Annotated in this window: 10 protein-coding genes; 4 read left to right on the top strand and 6 right to left on the bottom strand. The window is 51.1% G+C overall.

The genetic code is table 11. From position 1 onward, the window contains the following. The first annotated feature begins 196 nt into the window (after nucleotides 1–196). From E8E00_RS06530 to E8E00_RS06520, 3 genes are all read left to right on the top strand, one after another. A complete protein-coding gene (locus tag E8E00_RS06530) occupies nucleotides 197–3391 on the top strand; it encodes an ATP-binding protein (RefSeq protein ID WP_096628445.1) in 3195 nt (1064 codons plus the stop codon). 128 nt (nucleotides 3392–3519) lie between these two features. After that, nucleotides 3520–4203, top strand: coding sequence for a DUF3334 family protein (locus E8E00_RS06525; RefSeq protein ID WP_096628447.1), 684 nt, complete (start codon nucleotides 3520–3522; stop codon nucleotides 4201–4203). Nucleotides 4204–4593: 390 nt separating this feature from the next. Further along, nucleotides 4594–6039 (top strand): glyceraldehyde-3-phosphate dehydrogenase, encoded by a 1446-nt coding sequence (locus E8E00_RS06520; protein WP_096628449.1) that lies wholly within the window; start codon nucleotides 4594–4596, stop codon nucleotides 6037–6039. Nucleotides 6040–6098: 59 nt separating this feature from the next. Here the strand turns inward: E8E00_RS06520 and fruA are convergent, their stop codons facing one another. Genes fruA through fruB form a run of 3 tightly spaced genes read right to left on the bottom strand, consistent with a single transcriptional unit; the run spans nucleotide 6099 to nucleotide 9983 of the window. After that, nucleotides 6099–7832, bottom strand: coding sequence for a PTS fructose transporter subunit IIBC (gene fruA / locus E8E00_RS06515; protein ID WP_096628452.1), 1734 nt, complete (start codon nucleotides 7830–7832; stop codon nucleotides 6099–6101). A 25-nt stretch (nucleotides 7833–7857) separates the two neighbouring features. Further along, entirely contained in the window at nucleotides 7858–8814 is a 957-nt protein-coding gene (pfkB, locus tag E8E00_RS06510) for a 1-phosphofructokinase (protein ID WP_096628455.1), read from the bottom strand. Beyond that, a complete protein-coding gene (gene fruB / locus E8E00_RS06505) occupies nucleotides 8811–9983 on the bottom strand; it encodes a fused PTS fructose transporter subunit IIA/HPr protein (protein ID WP_096631387.1) in 1173 nt (390 codons plus the stop codon). The genes pfkB and fruB overlap by 4 nt, the downstream gene beginning before the upstream one ends. 460 nt (nucleotides 9984–10443) lie before the next feature. On the opposite strand from fruB, the gene cra reads away from it, so the two are divergent. Continuing rightward, nucleotides 10444–11457 carry a catabolite repressor/activator gene (gene cra, locus E8E00_RS06500; RefSeq protein ID WP_096628458.1) on the top strand — a complete coding sequence of 338 codons (1014 nt, stop codon included), beginning with the start codon at nucleotides 10444–10446 and terminating at the stop codon, nucleotides 11455–11457. A gap of 6 nt (nucleotides 11458–11463) precedes the next feature. On the opposite strand, the gene E8E00_RS06495 is transcribed toward cra, so the two are convergent. Genes E8E00_RS06495 through E8E00_RS06485 form a run of 3 tightly spaced genes read right to left on the bottom strand, consistent with a single transcriptional unit; the run spans nucleotide 11464 to nucleotide 15707 of the window. Beyond that, nucleotides 11464–12570: a lipocalin-like domain-containing protein gene (locus tag E8E00_RS06495; RefSeq protein WP_096628460.1), complete on the bottom strand. Its 1107-nt coding sequence runs from the start codon at nucleotides 12568–12570 to the stop codon at nucleotides 11464–11466. A gap of 25 nt (nucleotides 12571–12595) precedes the next feature. Continuing rightward, a complete protein-coding gene (locus E8E00_RS06490; protein WP_096628463.1) occupies nucleotides 12596–15055 on the bottom strand; it encodes an ABC transporter permease in 2460 nt (819 codons plus the stop codon). Next, the gene (locus tag E8E00_RS06485) at nucleotides 15036–15707 is read right to left on the bottom strand and encodes an ABC transporter ATP-binding protein (RefSeq protein ID WP_077661959.1); all 672 of its coding nucleotides are present in this window, start codon (nucleotides 15705–15707) and stop codon (nucleotides 15036–15038) included. Before E8E00_RS06485 ends, E8E00_RS06490 begins: the two co-directional genes overlap by 20 nt. Between the last annotated feature and the right edge of the window lie 53 nt (nucleotides 15708–15760).

Below are 15760 nucleotides of genomic sequence, written 5' to 3'. Positions count from 1 at the left end.
CGACACGTCGTCAAATTCGTGAGCTAGGCAAGCATACAACCACAATCCGTGTTGAGGCACAAGCTCATACAAAGGACTGAACGCCAGTGCAACTACCAGCAGTATAGCTGGGGGTTGGCAAAGATGCAGAAGCCTCAATGGCAACAAGCCGGGATGATCCCGTCGCTATTCACGCACAAGGATGTAGGAAACACGCATGACAGCTAACCGTGCCCGCCCATTTAGCAAAAGTATTGTCAGCAAAATCGGGCTGATCATGACCTTTATTACCCTGATGGTGCTCGGCCTCTCTGTATCCAGTTACGTGATGCAAGAGCGCGTTAATCGGGATGTTGAGCAAGCCACGAACCAAGAAATCCCCAGTGCCATTATTACCATGACCTTGCTGCGGGCGGCGGGTGAAATGAATGCCAGCATGCTCAAATATGTCATGGGGCGTCATGAATCATTGGCCGTGTTTCTTGAAAACCAACAAGAATTCGAGAACCAACTAGACAAACTCGCGCGAATCAAACCAAGTGGCCACCAGCGGCTTGCGGAAATTCGTCATCTGTATGAAAGATTTCAACGTAAAGCTCATCAGAAAGTACTAACCGAGTTTGACCCAATTGCTGAGCAATGGGCTCGCAAGCAAGTATTACGTTTATCGATTGATGTGGTCCGCCCGATCGATAGCCTCGTCGCCGAATTAAAAGCCGCTCAAGAGCTGACGCAACCCGACAACGTCGCGATTTTACAATACCTTGATGAACTCGTGGATGAAAACGGCGACATGCTCACCGAGCTCAACCAATACCTCGATGGCCAAGAAACCAGTCGTCGCGACTTCACTGACGATATGGCAACATTCGAGCGCTACCTATCACTGGCGAAGTTCGAGCTCAATGATCCCTTGTCTCTGAACAAACTGGAATTAATTTCTCAGCACTTTACCAGCCTGAAGCGCAGTGGCATTGCCATTTTCAATAACTATCAACCTCGCGCCAAAATAGAAGCTATGAAGGCGGTGCGAACGCTCAGTGATCAGGAATATCAAGCGCTAGAAAATGCGCTTTCTGGCTTTGCACGCGAAACGGGGATGGTTGTCAGCAGCTCAATGGTTGATTTGCAAGATATTCTTCATTCCAATCAGCTTAATCTTGGTTATTTGCTGCTATTTATTTTGTTTGTGAGCGGTGCCATGTATGTGTATATCTACCGCACATTCACACAACCTATCGTCAACCTGGCCGATACCATGCAAAGCTTAGTGAAAGGCGATATGACGCCCCCACTCAGTGACTACCAAGAACGCACCGATGAGGTTGGTAAAATCGCGCATGGTTTAGTGATATTCCGTGCGCATATCATCTCTCGCAACCAAGCACGAGAACAGCTGATGCGAGAAAAAGAGCGCGCAGAAAGTGCCTCGCGCGCGAAGGCTCAATTTCTCGCCACCATGAGCCATGAAATTCGTACGCCAATGAATGGCGTCATCGGTATGATTGATATGTTACGCCGTTCACCGCTCTCACCGTCGCAACACAGTCTGATTGCAACAGTGCGAGAATCGGCATTATCGCTGTTGTCGATTATTAACGATATTCTTGATTTTTCTCGCACGGAGGCGGGCAAGCTCCAGTTTGAACGCGTCACCTTTTCGCTATCGGAGACGGTCGAGCAAGTCATGGACACGGTGAGCCACCATGCCAACAAGCGGAACGTGACACTGTCACTATTTATCGATCCGCGGCTTTCTGATCAGCTGATTGGGGATCCCAACCGCCTTAAACAAGTTCTGTATAACTTGGTTGGTAATGCGGTGAAGTTTTCCGGCGGAAAGTCGACCCAGACCGGGAAAGTCGATGTCTGGATCATGCCTCAGCCTGCCTCTTCGCCGGATAAAACCAAGCTTGATATCGAAATCACCGATAATGGAATTGGTATTAGCCAAGAGAAGCTCGAAACCATTTTTCAGCCATTCAATCAGGCTGAATCATCCACCACCCGCGAGTACGGGGGTTCCGGTCTCGGACTGGCGATTTGCAAGAATATTGTTGACCTGCTCGGCGGCGTGATCCGCGTGCACAGTGAGGAAGGGAAAGGCACACAGTTTCGTGTCGAGCTGGAGTACACGATCAATCCCCTGTCAGAAAAAACTAAACCCGCCATTGTCACAGAATCGAGCGCGCCACTGTGGGTTTTTATTGATTTACCAGCCGGAGCGTTGCGCACCGCCATTACCGCTTATTTAAAACACTTAGATATCAAACACCGAGTGACACACAATAAAACGCTCACACCGCTTGATGCGCATCCCAGCTCAACTCAAACGGATAACACCCACTTCGTTATTATCACCCAAGACCCAGAAACGGTATTAAATGATAGCCAACTTCATCAGTATACTTTCGCCCATGTGATTGCACTGCGACATACCCTCTCCTTGGCTCGTCACCAAGATAAGCGTGTGGTAGAACTGTTCGCCTCACCATTGACCTATCGTCGACTGGTGCACGGTCTTCGTGTCTGCTTAGGGCTAGAAAGCCCCGATGTCAGTATGCTCGGTGAATATAGTGACGAGCTATCACTGTCAGCCCCACTCAAAACCGGACGGGGTCGAATTTTAGTCGTCGAAGATAATCCCACTAACCAGCAAGTGCTGATCCAGCAACTTAGTTATCTCGGATTCGATGTACTGATGGCAGAAGATGGTGAACATGCCCTCAGTGTTTACCAACAGCATGAGGTGGATTTAGTGCTCACCGATTGCCACATGCCCAAAATGGATGGTTACGATCTCACCGCGGCACTAAGAAAACGACAGCAAGGCGGTCAACGCATTCCAATCATAGCCATTACCGCCAACGCCCTGAGCGGTGAAGACACCCGCTGTTTTCAAGCAGGGATGGACGATTACATCACTAAACCCATTGAGCTCGACGCGCTCAACGAGACCTTACAAAAGTGGTTGAACGACGACAATGCGCTTGCCGCTTTCACCTCAGGCGTCCCTGTCTCAGACGATATGCACACCACGCCCGAGGCAGAACAAACAGCCGAGCATCTCGTCCTAGACGCCAGCGTGATCACGCGATTGTATGCTGGGCAACAGGATGCTTACCAAGACATCATCGCCGTTTTTAAAACACGCAGCCTGCCCTGCCTACATGAGCTTGTACAACACACACCACCGTTTCACGACTGGGCAGCATTAAAAGACGCCGCGCACAAACAAAAATCCGCGGCAGGCAGTATCGGGGCGCAAGAAACGTATCACTATTGCCTAGCGGCAGAAAAAGCGGCGGCCGCACACGATAGCGCTGGATTGGATACAGCGCTTCGCCAACTCCACCAAGCACTACCTCGCCTCGAGGCAGCCATTACGCAAATTCTGGACGGGTCGGAATAGCGGTATCAGCGGCGGATGACGAGGGATAACGTGATCCCATATCCGGATATCGGTAAAACCAGTGTACAAATTGCGCAATCCAGTGCCACACTGAGTAAGAGACAGTTAAACAACTACGGTAGTGAATAATGAGAAAAACCAAGGTCGTCACCTCCGAGGACATATTACTTAAGCTTTGTCAGTCAGCCACCGCTGTGTTGACCAAGGCCACCAATTCGCCGGTTCATCACGCCGCGATGGTACAAAAAATTGCCAAAACCAGTTTAAAGCCTGATTTAGGCTGCTTTGTTTTATTTGATGGCGGCTTCTCTGGCCTTGTCGTCATCAACTTCTCCTCTGCTGCGGCAATGGAGATCTACAACAACTATATGCAACACATGGGGATCCCCGCCGAAGAGCTTGCAAGTTTGCACACATCCGATGAAGTCGGTGACGTACTTGGCGAGTTGATGAACCAAATCATTGGTGACTTCACAGGGAAAATTAAACGCTCGATTCAAACCTCTATCACTCAGAATCAGCCGAAGATGATGGCGGTGAACAAAAACATCACAGTTTCCGTGGATAGCAACATTGATAAGCCACAAGCGCGCCGTGTGAGCTTTACCACCGAAAACAACCATATTTTCTACCTAGAGCTGGCGATGGAGCGGACTGAATTCATCCAGTTACAAGACTTTGAAGAAGGTGAGGAAGTCAATCCAGACGCGATTCTCGAAGAAGAAACCGTCCGTCAGCTGGAGAAGAAACCCACCGAGAAAAAAGGGACGGGTGGCGGTAATAACGACCTACTCGACGAACTAGGGATCTAATCGCTCCCCTTTGAACCTTGGGCCCCCAACCATTAACGTCGCCATAGTTAGTGGTTGGGAAGACTCACTCTCGCCTTGTAAGGCCTGCAACTAATTTTAGTTAATAAAATAAATACGCCTCTTATTACGCAACCTCAATTTATTAACTTTCTTTTTGCATCCTATCGCAATCTTCGTTTGATTAACGTCACACAGAAAGAATGAATCTCAATCAAAATCTCGCCATTTTTTAATCGTTTACCTCATTAAATACGTCAGTTATTTTTAGTAGGTGAATAATTCTGCATCGTATAGACTGCGCCACAAAATCATAAGGCTGGCAAAAGATCAGTCAAAACCCTACTGGGCACCCTGCCCACTCCATTATCATTCGTGAAAAAAGGTCGATTCATGAGTCCAGAACATTACCTACTCGATTGGCAAACTAGCCAAAACCACTCTGAAACCATGTATCCGCTGCTCAGCCAGCTTTATCGCCAAAAAGGGGTCGAAATCCAACTGTTTGGCCGTCAACTGATCAACGCCAGTACCATTGATATTATCAAAGCGCACCGAGTCGCACGCCGTTACACCGGAGGCACCTTAGCACCCAGTCAAACCTTGCCTTTGATTGAAGTGATGGCGGAAATGGATCTCGCGCCAAGTAAAATCGATGTCGGCCAACTGGCTTGGACGTACTGGCAATCTCATGACAACCAAGACGGCATCGCTGATTTTCTCCACAGTCAATTAGGCCATTTAGTGGGGACGGGCAACAGTGTTGAGCCTAAAGATGTCGTTTTATATGGCTTTGGCCGCATTGGGCGTTTGTTAGCACGACTGTTGGTGGAGAAAAGCGGTCCCGGCTATCCATTACGTTTACGCGCTATTGTTGTGCGTGGTGGGCGCGAAGGCGATCTAGAAAAACGTGCCAGTTTATTACGTCGTGACTCGGTTCATGGCCCATTCAACGGCAGTATCACCGTTGATGAAGACCGCAGTGCGTTAATCGCAAATGGCAACTTTATTCAGGTGATCTACGCCAATAGTCCAGCGGATGTGGATTATACCCAGTACGGCATTCACAATGCATTAGTGGTCGACAACACGGGAATGTGGCGCGACGAAGAAGGGTTGAGCCAACACCTGAAAAGCAAGGGCGCCCAAAAGGTCTTGCTCACCGCACCGGGCAAAGGCGGTATCAAAAACGTGGTATTCGGCGTCAACGATAACGTTATCCACGACGATGATAAGATTATCTCAGCGGCCAGCTGTACCACCAATGCGATCACGCCAGTGCTTAAAGCCATGCACGACAAATTTGGCATTGATGGTGGCCATATCGAGACGGTGCACTCATTCACCAACGACCAAAACCTGATTGATAACTATCACAAAGGGGATCGCCGTGGTCGCTCAGCATCCTTGAATATGGTGCTCACCTCGACCGGTGCCGCCAGTGCGGTCGCGAAAGCGTTGCCTGCGTTAAAAGGTAAGCTCACGGGGAATTCTGTACGCGTTCCTACTCCAAACGTTTCGATGGCAATTGCCAATTTGAATTTGGATAACGCAACAAGCAAAGATGAGATCAATGCTTACCTTCAAGATGTTGCCTTGTATTCGCCGCTATCCGGCCAAATCGACTTTACCCAATCTACTGAGCTGGTTTCTAGCGATCTAATCGGTTCTCGCTTTGCGGGTGTGGTTGATAGCCAAGCAACTATCGCGGATGGAAACCGTTGCGTCCTGTATATCTGGTACGACAATGAATTTGGCTATAGCTGCCAAGTGGTTCATTGCATGGAGAAAATGATGGGCGTTCGCTATCCATTGGTCCCTGAACCCGCAAGCCTGTAATCAGGTGTAGAGCATAAAAAAAGGCCCGAGTGGGCCTTTTTTGCTAAGCAGAGAGCAAACTATGACTGCTTTGCAGCCGTCAGCGGCGATGGCTGACTGACAGGTTTGATCAACGCGTAAACAATCCCTGTGACTAACGTACCCGCGGCGATGGCAGCCAAGTACATAAACACGGGGGTGATTGCATTGGGAATAAGAAGGACAAATAATCCACCATGAGGCGCCATTAATTTTGCGCCAATCAGCATCGAAATTGCACCAGTCAATGCGCCCCCAGCAATACACGCCGGAATAACTCGCATTGGGTCTTTAGCCGCGAAAGGGATCGCCCCCTCAGAGATAAAGCACAGCCCCAGCACAAACGAGGCTTTACCCGCTTCTTGCTCAGCATCGTTAAACTTACGTTTCGCCAAAAATGTTGCCAGTCCCATACCCAGCGCCGGCACCATACCTGCGGCCATGATCGCTGCCATTGGCATGTAGGTACCACTGTCGATCAAACCCACACCAAAGGTGTATGCGGCTTTGTTCACAGGACCACCCAAGTCGAAGCACATCATCGCACCCAGCAGTACACCCAAGATCACTGCGTTGGTTGAGTTCATTCCTTGCAAGAAGGTGGTTAAGCTATCCATCGCCACCGAAACAGGGCCACCCACCACATAGATCATGACCAAGCCCGTGAATAAGCTTGCCACCAATGGGATCACTAAAATGGGCTTGAGGGCTTCCATGGTTGCAGGCAGTTGCACTTTATCAGCAACAAACTTGGCACTGTAACCGGCGATAAAGCCCGCCAGAATCCCGCCAAGAAACCCTGCGCCGGTTGAGGCTGCGAGCATACCGCCAATAAGGCCGGGAGCAAGACCGGGACGATCCGCGATAGAAAAGGCAATAAAACCGGCGAGGACAGGCACCATCAGGGCAAACGCACTGCCACCGCCAATTTGCATTAATGCGGCAGCCAATGTGCCTTCTTCTTTAAATGCTTCAATGCCGAACACAAATGACAGTGCAATGGCCAAACCGCCCGCGACCACGAGTGGCAACATGTGCGACACCCCAGTCATCAAGTGTTTATACACCCCCGTCCGCTCACCTTGGCTAGCAGTCGCTTGTCCGTTGGTGTGCTTTTTAGCAGCGTGGTAGACCTCAGCATTGGCGACCGCATCATCAAGGCTTTGAGCGGCTTTTTTCAACGCGACGCCTGTGCTGGTTCGATATAATCGCTTCCCATCAAAGCGACTTAAATCAACCTCAATGTCTGCGGCAATAAACACCACATCCGCATCAGCGATTTCTTGGTCAGTCAGCGCATTTTTTGCCCCCACCGAGCCCCGTGTTTCAATTTTAACGCTGTAGCCTTTCGCTTTGGCGGCCTCTTCAATCGCCTCAGCCGCCATAAACGTGTGGGCAACCCCGGTCGGACATGCGGTGATGCCGACAATACGCATGGATTGATTCGCCTCAGGCTCCTCTGACGCTTGATAAACCTCAGCGTGAGATGACACCGCATCGAGAACCGCTTGCGCATTGTCCATCACATCACTTAATGATGCCTGATAAACCGGCTTACCGTTAAAACGTGCCGTCTGCGCCGGTGAACCGACGAGCAAAATACGCTCCGCGTCGGCAATCGCTTCAGACGAGACCGGTGTTGGCGCCTTAATGCTCGATTGACATTCGATGGTTGCTTGCCAGCCTCGCTCACCGACTGCTTTTTCAAGCAATCCTGCTGCGATAACTGTGTTAGCGACGCCACTTGGGCACGCCGTCACAATGACCAGTTTCATACCTTTTACCCCACTCTTGGATTGTTTATTCGGCGTGTGCGGACACAGTGACCGGTGACACGCTAATTTTTTCTATCATTTGATAAACACGGTCGAGATCAGAGACACCGACACCCACTTGGGTGACCGCCAGCGCAGATAGCGCGACCGCTCGACGAAGTACCGTCGCTTTTTCTTCACCGGCTTGGCATCCCCATACCAAACCGGCAACCAATGAATCTCCCGCACCAACGGTACTGACAACCTCTTGCGCAGGTGCGACGGCCTGCAGCCAACCTTGATGGTTGCGCCACAGCACACCATCTACACCACGAGAAATCACCACATTGGCAATCCCTTGTTGGAATAGTTGTTCACCACGCGCTAACAAGGTATCGAGTTCATTACTGATTGGCGCGTTCAAGCATTGAGCAAGCTCAGCTTCATTGGGTTTCACAAGCCAAGGCTTGGCGGACACCGCAGCACGCAGCGCATGTTGGCTGGTATCTACAATCACCTGCTTGCCGGCCTCGGTGAGAGCCTGAACCCAGTCACTGAGCTGATCAGCATTGACGCCTGGCGGTAAGCTACCGGCCAGCACAATCCAGTCATGCCCATCAGCTAATTCCAATAAGGTATGCGTAAGCGCCTCAATATCGCGCCCTTCCACTGCCATTCCCGGGAAGTTGAGATCCGTGACACGACCGTCTTTTTCTACCAGTTTGACATTTGTTCGGCTTACGCCCGGTACGCGTAAAAAGCGATCGCAAATGCCATGCTCAACAAATAAGTGCGCAAAGGGATCTTGATTTTCCTCACCCAAGAAGCCAGACACCGTCACTTGGGCGCCCAAATCAGCCAACACACGCGCCACATTCACGCCTTTTCCTGCAGGATGTAGGTTGTACTTTTGCACTAAGTTGACATCGCCAGCTTGCAAGACACCAAGCGCTCCCGTCATATCGAGAGCAGGATTAAAGGTCACGGTTAAGATTGCACTCATGCGTGTTCTCCTAAGCCTTGACGAATAGCTTCACCTAAGGCGGCTATCGCCTCCTGCGCATCACTCCCTTGGGCGGTAAACTGAAGCTGATGGCCATGCTTTACTCCCAGGGCAATGACTTTCATCAAGCTCTTCGCGTTGACGGCAGCCGATTGGGTAGAAGCATTGGCCACTTGAATATCCGCGCTGAATTTTTTAGCGGTGTTCACCAACATGGCACCAGGTCGCGCATGTAGGCCATGTGCATTGGTAATGGTAAATAGCCCAGATTCACCCTCAATATTTGCCGCTGATGCTGGTGGCTGCACAGTCTCTACGTCAGCGGCATCCGGATGCATAACCGCCGACACAAGCGCGTCAGGTGATTGGTTGATAAGGCTGTTCAATTTACCCTCTGCTTTGAGTTGTGTCAGCTTGGCGAGCAGGGCCATATGCGCGTCATTCTTCGCCGCAAAACACCACAAAGCATGGGCGACATGCTCACCCATATTCAATGGCTCAGAAGGCATGACTAACGACACCCCAGTGTGAGACACGCCATTTGCAATGCCCAACACCCAATGCCCCTCGCCCAAATGAACAGGCGCTGCGGCAATCAGATGACTAACGCCTGAGGTATCTAGGCATCCGCTATTTTTCAAAAGTCCCGCGCTAGCTGCTTGCAGTGTGGTGATATCTCGCGCTGGGAAACCACTTAAAATCATATCTGGGGTAAACGTAAAACCCTGATTATTGTCCTTCGTGTCCCCATTGAGGAGTGCCAATATAGCGTCTGCGCTCTCAATACGTTTCAACTGAGCTTCAATACCGTCTTGTGATAGCACGTGGGTCAATTGGCGTAGGATTGTCAAGTGCTCATCTGACTTCGCCGCAATACCGATGGCAAGATAAGCGGTTTCACCGTCTCCCCAGTCTACGCCCTGTGGGAAGTGACACACTTGCACGCCCGTTTGTTTCACTTGATCACGGGTATCTGTAGTGCCATGCGGGATCGCAATACCATTGCCTAAATAGGTGCTCGTTTGCGCTTCTCGCGCCAACATACCCGCTTGATAACCGGGCTCGACCAATCCTTTGTCAATCAGTCGCATGGCCATAGCTTTGATCGCCTCTTCTTTCGAGGCGGCAGACTGCTGTAAATAGATATCTTGTGCTGTTAGTGCGAGCATGAGGTTAATCCTCTTCGTTTGTGCGCCTTGCGCACGCAATATATTGGGCTCATTACAATCACCGCATCGCAGCAACTGCATGGTAAATCGTAGAAGGTGAGCCAGACGGATGCCTGCATCATCGACCCACATTCTGTTCAATCCTTGAAGACGCGAGATGGTTCGTATCACTCAACTCACGCCAAGCTGAATCGTTTCAGCTTTTGGTTGCAGTCAGACCTCAAGCGTGTTGCCTTCGGGTCTATTTATCGCAACGTTGAATCCGGTCTAACGCTTTGCCGTCCTGTCTTTGGCAAATATGTGATAAAAGTAGTGTCATACAGAACAGCTGAAACCTTTCAGCTTTAAGGCTGAATCGTTTTAGCATATAATGCAAACATAATCTCGATCGGATGTGTGCAAACTTTGATCGCATTCACAAAGCCATCAATAACGATTGGCCTGATACTGGATCCTTTCTATGAAGCTCGATGAGATAGCACGCCTTGCCGGTGTGTCACGCACCACGGCCAGCTACGTGATTAACGGAAAAGCCGATCGTTATCGGATCAGCGCTAAGACCCGAGAACGGGTGATGGCGGTTGTTGACCAACATAACTATCAACCCAACCGTGCCGCAACCGCCCTACGGGCAGGAACAACACGCACCCTCGGATTGGTGGTTCCTGATCTTGCCAACAGCAGTTATGCCCTCTTGGCCAAATTGCTAGAACGCAAAGCCCATGATCAAGGCTACCAAGTGATTATCACCGGCTCGGATGATGATCCTCAGCGCGAGCAAACCGTTGCCACTACATTGATTTCTCGAAAGATTGATGCATTGATCGTCGCTTCGTGTTTGCCAGCGGACAATGCTTTCTATCCTGATGTGCAGCGAAAAGGCACACCTGTGGTGGCTATCGACCGACAACTAGACGCGACCCAGTTCGCCAATGTACTGAGTGATGATGCCAAAGGTGCGTATCAATTAACCGAGACACTTATTGCGCCTAGCGATGTGTATCAGGCGGGATTGATTGGTGCCGTCCCCTCTTTAGCCATCTCACAAGAGCGTGAAAAAGGCTTTCTTAGCGCATTGGAGGTCGGCAATGTGGACGGACAAGTGCGCTATGGCAACGCGTTTAGCCGCAGCGAAGGTCAACGGTTAATGACTGAATGGATAGACGCTGGCGATTTACCCGATGCCGTGCTTACTACCTCATTTACCCTATGTGAGGGTGTATTGGATGCAATCCGGCAAACAGGCATTGCGCCCACCGCCTTATACTTTGCCACATTCGGGGACAGTCGCATCTTGGACTTTTTACCCTTTGGGGTGCAGTCGCTTCCACAACAGTTTGATGCGATTAGCGATGCCGCGTTAAACCTCGCTATTTCAGCTGCTGAAGGCGACAACCAACCCGGCGTGATCACCGTCGATCGTCAACCGATTTGGCGCCCGCATCAAACCCAAGCTTGGATCGGTTTAAACTAATCATGCTCAGTAACCCGTGGCTTCCATAAAGCCACGGCCGCTCACGCTCCCTTCGACACGCACGGGCCCTTCCCAGTATGGGATGCTTAGCGCCATCCAACTATCTGGGTTTAGAGGCTGCGTGGTCACGTTGATCCCTTCATCGGGAATACGTATTTGCCAACCGACGGGCAGTGTTCGTTTATCGGAAAGTGTGGCGTGATTGACCGGCACCATGCGTATTGCATGTTTATCAAGTGATCGCACCTTGCCATCGGCCGAGGTCAAAGATCCAAATACAAAGGGCTTTGGACCGCGGATCTGAGTCACCATCAGCGCGCGCCCATCGTCGAGATTCAAACCAAACCAATCCCATCCGGATTGGTCGTCGGCCATGGCACCGCTCGACCATTCTTTATCAAACCACCCTTTCCCTGTCACAGAAAAAGACTTGCCGTCGAGCGTCAAGGTGCCTGTAATGCGTAATTGTGGCACCGAGAAATAATAAGAGGCCGACGGTGCACTTTCATGACGAATGCTATACCCCTGCTCGCCCTGCTTCACTCTCAGACCACTGTCTTCAACCTGCAGAGCAAAGCCCACCTCGGTATTCTGTGCCTCAAATTGTGCTTCAACTTTTGCCGGAAAAGGATCGGCCTGACCTTGCCATTGCCAATCATCCAGCCACGCCTGAAATGGTGACAACGTCACGCCGGCTTGACCAATGCCACCGCGGGCAAACCGTTCCGCTTCCCACTGCTGATCAGCGCGTGTTATCGCGACATGTGCCATATAGAGTTGTGGGCTTGACCAGCCAAGCGCCTGCTCGGCTCGAATCGCGCGGCGAAACAGAGTCCATTGCACGCCGTAGGTTTGGCCTTGGCTATCTTCCAGTGTGGCGGTTAAATACCACCACTCCGTGGCAAAGCCCGGATGGGCAGCCATATCTTTCGGGTATTCGGGATGATAATCGGGGGTCACGGCTTGAAAACCAGACTGCTGGGCAAACACATCAAAGCCTGTCGATGCGCTGCTTTGGGGCGCAGGCTGGCGTCCCCACCAAATCAGACTTCCCAGCGCGATGGCTACAATCATCACCAGCATGGAGCCAAACAGTTTGCGACTTAGTTTCATCCCACTCACTCCTTAACTCCTGCCGCTACTGCGCGTCACGCAAAGAGACGGCCGCAGTACGCTTCATCATGCGATAGACGGGCCAAGCACCAGCCACCATTAATGCAAGCATTGATAGCCCGATAGTGGTGGCATAGGTGAGCGGGAAAAAGCTCATGGTCATCGTCCAACCAAAGGAAGCTTTGAGCACCACATGGATTAGCATCCCCGCCAGCAGTAGCCCTAACGGAATTGCGATCACAGCGCTGGCAACCCCTAGGATCACCAACTGCCCGCCTCCAAGCGCAATCAACTCGCGCCCCGACAAACCTAAACAACGCAACAAACTGTACTGACGCTGGCGAGACAATTCGGTGGCCAACGTAGAGAAAAACAGACCACTGATGGCAACAATCAGCATCAATACACACAGACTTTCGGTCACCGTAAACGTACGGTCGAAAATGCGCATCGCGTACTGCATGATATCGGCTTGGTTTTGAACTTGGCCGTTACTGAGTGAGAATGTCCGACGAATCTGGGCAATAAACAGGTCGCTTTCAACGCCTTGATCGAGGACAACCGCCATCGATGGCCTGCCAGCAGTTAACCAGCCTCCCACGTCACCGCGCGCAGAAACCACTAACTGACCGTAGGGGTTCCCGTAATCATAATAGACACCCGCAACTTGCCATCGCTCTCCCATCGGGGCGGGTAAGTTCACCATTTCACCCGCTTCCACACCGAATTTTGCAGCCAGCGACTCACTGAGTAATACGGCTCGTTGCTGATGGAGCTGCGACCAGTAATCCGGTTGGGCGTTCTTGATTGCCAATGCTTGTTTCTCGAGGGGGCGATTTCCAACCGAAAGGACTTCTAGTCGGCCTTGCGGCGCATCGAGCTCACGACGGTACGTTGTCCAAAACTGAGAGACATTGTCTTGCTTAACCAGCCAAGATTCCATGCGGGGCAATAGCTCATTACTAGGACGAACATATATATCCGCCGCGAGTCGCTGCTGTAGCCATGTTTCGGTGCTGGCACGAAAGCTGCCCACCATGGTTTCCATGCCAATATGTGCCGACACCGCCAACATAAAGGCCATTGCCGCCACACCGCGATAACTTAAACTGGCCGCCGCATCAGTAAAAAACCAACGCCAACGTGCGCCTTGGTGCCATTGCGCCAATAGATGAAATAAGCCGCCACACAAATAGGGTAAGACCAACGCGGCACTTAGCATGGTTAGCGCAATTAACGTGAAGCCTTGCCACTGGCTGCTAGGCCAATACGACACACCCCACGCGGCTACCGCAAGCAACAACGCCAATACCGCTTGTACCGAAAACTCACGGCGTGTCCCGCGTAATAACGTCATCCGCTGCGATAAGCGACCCGAAGGCGTTTTTATTAAGCGGATGAGTGGCCAAGCCGACGCCATTGCAGCTCCTAGCAAGGCTAACAGTACACTGTATAATCCCCACTGCCATTGCCAGTGCATGATCAAGTCAACTTCAGCACCATATAGGTCAGACAGTGTCGTGGCGACCGCAGGAAGCAGTTGTTTAGCCAGCAATAACCCAAGCACATTCCCGCTGATCACACCCAGTATGACCCAGCCGACTAACTCAATTGCCATCACCAGTGACAACTGTCGACCGTCTACGCCTAATTGCCGTAAGCCGCCGACAAGTGGCTGACGTTGGGTCATTGAAAGAGAAATGGCTTGATAAAAAATAAACAGCCCCACCACGAACGCGAGCAATCCCATCGCCAATAAATTAAGGTGAAATGCGTTGGTAAGTGGTCCTAACTGGGTAGTTTGGGTTTTCGCGAGTGTTAAAGCGGGGGGTAATAATTGGCGGATTTGCTCGCGCTCGGCCTGACTCAGTGCGCCACATAAGACTTCACTAATGCCGGCATGAGGAGACAAGGCACGCAATAGCGCCATATCCGCCACTAAGTAGGTGCCCATACTGAGCGCATCGTTATCGACAATACGCAACGGGCCAATCGCCGGATAATCTAGCAAGGGGATCATTTGTCCCGATTGCCACCCCTTGTGCGACGCCATCGCCTCCCCGACGTAAACGGGATAAGGTGGAGACATCGCATCGACGGGAGAAATGCCCTCACCGCCATCACCTTCGCTGAGCATGGGTAACATCGCGATCGTATCGACGCCCATCAGGTTGAGATCATCAAGTGACGGCGTCACAACTTGTAAACGCTCGATCGGCACACATTGGGTAAATCCCGCCCGACGTAAATCGATATAAAACGCTTGCGGTACGCGCTGCGTGCGTTGGGTATGATGGATACTAAACGGATAGGGATTACTAAATAGCTTAGCCCCTTCTCGGTAGCTTTTTTGCGCGTGTTGGTTGATCGATAATACGCCCACCAACAAGGCGATACCTAAGGTAAGCCCCAGCCAAACGAGTAATATTTGAAAAGGATGGCGGCGATAATGCCCCCATAACGCATTAGCGACGGGCCCGAACACTGAGCACGCCCCCTTGCAGCATGACGCTACCTTGTAAGTAATTGGCAACAGTTTCACTGTGCGTAACCACCAACAAGCCCGCTTCTTGTTGGCGCGTTAATGTGGTAAGTAGCCGCATGACGGCATCCGCATTACGCTCATCGAGGCTTCCCGTTGGTTCATCAGCCAATAACAGCTTGGGTTCCATATATAGCGCGCGCGCAATCGCGGTGCGCTGTTGTTGCCCCCCCGAGGCTTCTTCGGGGTAACGATTCAACAACGGCATCAAATCAAGTTGGGAGACAATCTGACGCCACAGCGCTGCATCGTCTTTCAAGCCTTTAAGTTGACGGCAAAAACGGATGTTATCGGCAATGGTCAGGGTTGGTAGTAGGTTAAACTGCTGAAAAATAAGGCCAATATTCTGGCGGCGAAATTGGGTACGCGCGCGCTCATTCATTTGATGAAGTGGTTTATCATCAAACCAGATTTCACCACTGTCGGCTTTGTCCAAGCCGGCAATCAGGTTAAGTAGCGTGCTTTTGCCCGACCCACTCTCCCCCATCAAGGCCAATTGATGGGTGGGAGAAACAGACAAAGCGGCACCTTGCAGCACGGGATGAAAATCACTTCCATCCTGATAGCCCTTACACAGCGCCTTAATTGCTAACATGCCAATCCGTACCCTTTAACGTCTAAATAGCAGCGATAAACGAGAAGTAAGTC

The organism is Salinivibrio sp. YCSC6 (assembly GCF_004916735.1).
Classification (GTDB): Bacteria; Pseudomonadota; Gammaproteobacteria; order Enterobacterales; family Vibrionaceae; genus Salinivibrio; species Salinivibrio proteolyticus.
Note: the sequence above shows the minus strand (reverse complement) of the source record. Positions and strands in the feature narration are given on the sequence as shown.